At 68.9% G+C, this 3,100-nt stretch carries 2 protein-coding genes; one reads left to right on the forward strand and one right to left on the reverse strand.

Going from position 1 to position 3,100, the window contains the following annotated elements:
- Window positions 1-1,167 precede the first annotated feature (1,167 nt).
- Window positions 1,168-1,695 carry a DinB family protein gene (locus BIV57_RS20830; RefSeq protein WP_071658401.1) on the forward strand — a complete coding sequence of 176 codons (528 nt, stop codon included), beginning with the start codon at window positions 1,168-1,170 and terminating at the stop codon, window positions 1,693-1,695.
- Here the strand turns inward: BIV57_RS20830 and BIV57_RS20835 are convergent.
- The gene (locus tag BIV57_RS20835) at window positions 1,692-2,588 is read right to left on the reverse strand and encodes a hypothetical protein (RefSeq protein WP_071658402.1); all 897 of its coding nucleotides are present in this window, start codon (window positions 2,586-2,588) and stop codon (window positions 1,692-1,694) included. The genes BIV57_RS20830 and BIV57_RS20835 overlap by 4 nt on opposite strands.
- Window positions 2,589-3,100: the final 512 nt, after the last annotated feature.

The raw sequence follows: 3,100 nt of genomic DNA on the forward strand, positions 1-3,100 counted from the left end.
ACCGCGCACGCCGCTACGCGGCGTAGCCATGGCGCGCTCACGCGCACCCACTGCGCGCCCCCTCCGGGGGCGGCGCGGCTCCCTCCGGCGCTCCGCGCCTGCGGAATCCGCGCCCAGCTGGCTACAAGCCGTCCCGATTCAGCGTCAACTAGCTGGTCACAACGGGCATCTACGGGGAGGCACGCAAGATCCGCCGTGTCGCCCGGCGGTGGAGGCGCTCCAGGCCGGTGCCCCCGGGAGCCGGCCGACGCTCCGCGCCGACCGCGCCGTTCATTGCTTTCAGTAATATGATGCTCGGTCACCATACGTGACGCAAGCGGCATATTGGTTCAACCAATGATCATGATAATCTGATGTACCGTCATCTCATGCGTCGGGCCCCACCCAATCCGTGCGCACGCCTTCCCCCCACCCCAAAACCGGTGCCATCCTTGTCGGGCACCACGCAGGCAGCAGAGGCAATCAACGCCTTCTGCACGGGGGCTTTCTGAAACAGCCTGCGATCACGGCACGTCATCACGGGCGCCAGGTTCTTCGGCGCCACGCCGGCGGTATGCGTTCGCAACCGATGCGGACCGGCGCCGGCTGCATTCGCGGCAGCAGACGCCACACCCGGCAGCCGGGCCCGAAGACCAATCGGACCCGGACCGTCACTGCTGCATCTCGGGATCGGGCACGGCCGCAGCCCGCCGTCATCGATGAGGAGTGCATGCACCTCCCCCAAGCACTCCGCCATCTCACGCCCCGCTGGCGGTTGGCGCTTCCCCGGGCCTTGGTCGGCCGTGCGACCGGGGCCCCGGCGCCGGGTTCCGCACGTTCCATGACGGAGAGTTCCCCACGGGTTCGTTGTCGAGCCATGCGTCAACTCTAGGTTGACGAAGTAGAAATCGTCAACCTGTCATTGACGGACGTGGCGGGTCCGACCGCGTGGCCGGCAGGCCCCGCGTGAGGCGCTGCCGAATCCCCGCGCCACCGCCGCGGAGAGACCCGTTGGGCCTCCAGCAGCCAGGCGGTGGGCGCAGGGCCGGGGGCAGTGGTGACATGTGCGGCAACCCGGAGCGGCCGCCCGCTGAGGCAGCCGGAACAACCCGCCGCATCGGCGGAAATCCGTACTCTCGGCGAAACTCGCGTGGACCGCGGAGCCTGGCCGGCGCTACCGTCCGACACATGGTCGATTCCCCCACGCCTGCGGCACGACCACCGGACGATCTGACCGACCCCCGCGAGCTGCTGCTCGCCCACCTCGACTACTACCGTGCCGCGCTGCTGCGCAAGCTCGACGGCATGTCTGAGCACGAGCTGCGCACCAGCAGGCTCCCGTCCGGCTGGGCCCCGCTCGCCCTGCTCAAACACCTCGCATTCGTCGAACGACGATGGTTCCGCTGGGGGTTCGCCGCCGAACAGGTGGATCCCATCTGGGGCGAGGACGACCCCGACACCAAGAAATGGCACGTCGCGGCCGAGGAGACCGCGCAGGAGGTCCGCGCCCTGTTCGAGGACGAGTGTGCACGGTCCCGCGCGATCGTGGCAGCAGCCGGGCTGCAGGAACCGGCCCGAAGCGGTGGCGGCTTCAACCCTCCCGACCACCACCCGGCACTGATCTGGATTCTGTTCCACATGCTCCAGGAGTACGCCCGCCACGTCGGCCACCTCGACGTGGTCCGCGAACTCGCCGATGACGCCGATGGTGCTTAGTGGAGGTGACCGGTGCCGCCGCCACGGACACGTGAGTCGGTTGCGGAGATGACAAGGTCCGCCTCGACGCGAACGATGATCGGCTCGACTGCTGCGAGCAACGTCGCATAGGCGTCGTCGACTTCGGCAACGAGCTCACCGTCCGGGGAATGCTGCGCCGCAGCCAGCAACAGGTCCTGGACCGCCTCGCGTGCATCAAGGTCGAACGGATCGACCGACGACCCGTCGAATCCTGTCCCGTCGGCGAAGTCGAACGCACCCAGGTCCGGCGGATCGACGAACGCCGTGCCCGCGGCACACCCCGTCACACGATCAAACGCAGCCAGAAACAGCGCCGGAGTGGAGACGAAGAAGTTGCGCCTCGTCTCCTCGACCGTGGAGGGCCGCACGGGGTCCCAGAGGGCATGCGTGGCTTCGTAGGCGTTCCAGTACGCCCGAACACACTCATCAGGTACAGCAGGTGAGCCTTCGGTACCAGGGCCGACGCGATACTCCGCAACGTCGAACCGCCCCGACGAACCGTAGTGCTCCCTCGGACGGATACGCATTCCACGGCTCCGCTGAACCTCGCGGTAACCGGTCGCCGCGGCGAAGCGGTGCGCGGCCGAGCCCCGAGCCCCCCGCGAGTGGAGTCCGCGCCCGTCGTCGGCGGTCAGGGCGCGCAGGTGCTCGACGGCGGCGCGGCCCAGGCCCCGGCGGCGAAAGGGCTCGGCGATCTCGATGTGCGTCCGGATCCGCTGGGGGTGCACGGGCATGACCTCGGCCGCGGCAATCCCCAGGAACTGACCCGACGCGGCGTCACGCAGCACTCGCGTCCGCCGGTACGGCTCCTCGGCCGTACCGGAGTCCGGCTTCGCCATCCGCCGGCCGACGCCGTGCAGGTAGCCGGTCACCGGGCCGAGCTGGTTCCGTACTGCGTCCGCCTGCGAGGGATCCCAGGGCTCGAATGCAAGTTCGGCAACGGATTCCAGCGGTGAGATCGTGGTCGAAGCGTACCGACCGCCTTATCTCCACTGTCCGGGCGCCTGTCGGCGGAGCCCGCCCGCGACGAAGGCAGTGCCGGCGATGCCTGGCCGCTGCTGCGCAGCGGCGCGAGCAAGCTGCGGCGAGTGCCGGCGCGAGATGCAGCTTGGCGCCATGCGCGACCCCGGCACCGGGTGAACCAGCCGACAGCCGATCGATCGCACCGCGGCCGAGCCGCCGGCGCCGGGTCGGTGTCCCGCCTCGAGCTCAGGGTCCCTGGCCCGGGGGTTTGTGCGTGCCGAGGGGTCGCCGACGCTACCGCAGATCGCAGTCGCCAGAGTATACCTATTGCTATACTCTCGATCATGGCGGACGATGAGTGGGACATCTACATCGTCGATGAAGTGCGCTCATGGTGTCAACGGCCATCTTGATGCCCAGA

Source organism: Mangrovactinospora gilvigrisea (assembly GCF_001879105.1).
GTDB classification, from domain to species: domain Bacteria; phylum Actinomycetota; class Actinomycetes; order Streptomycetales; family Streptomycetaceae; genus Mangrovactinospora; species Mangrovactinospora gilvigrisea.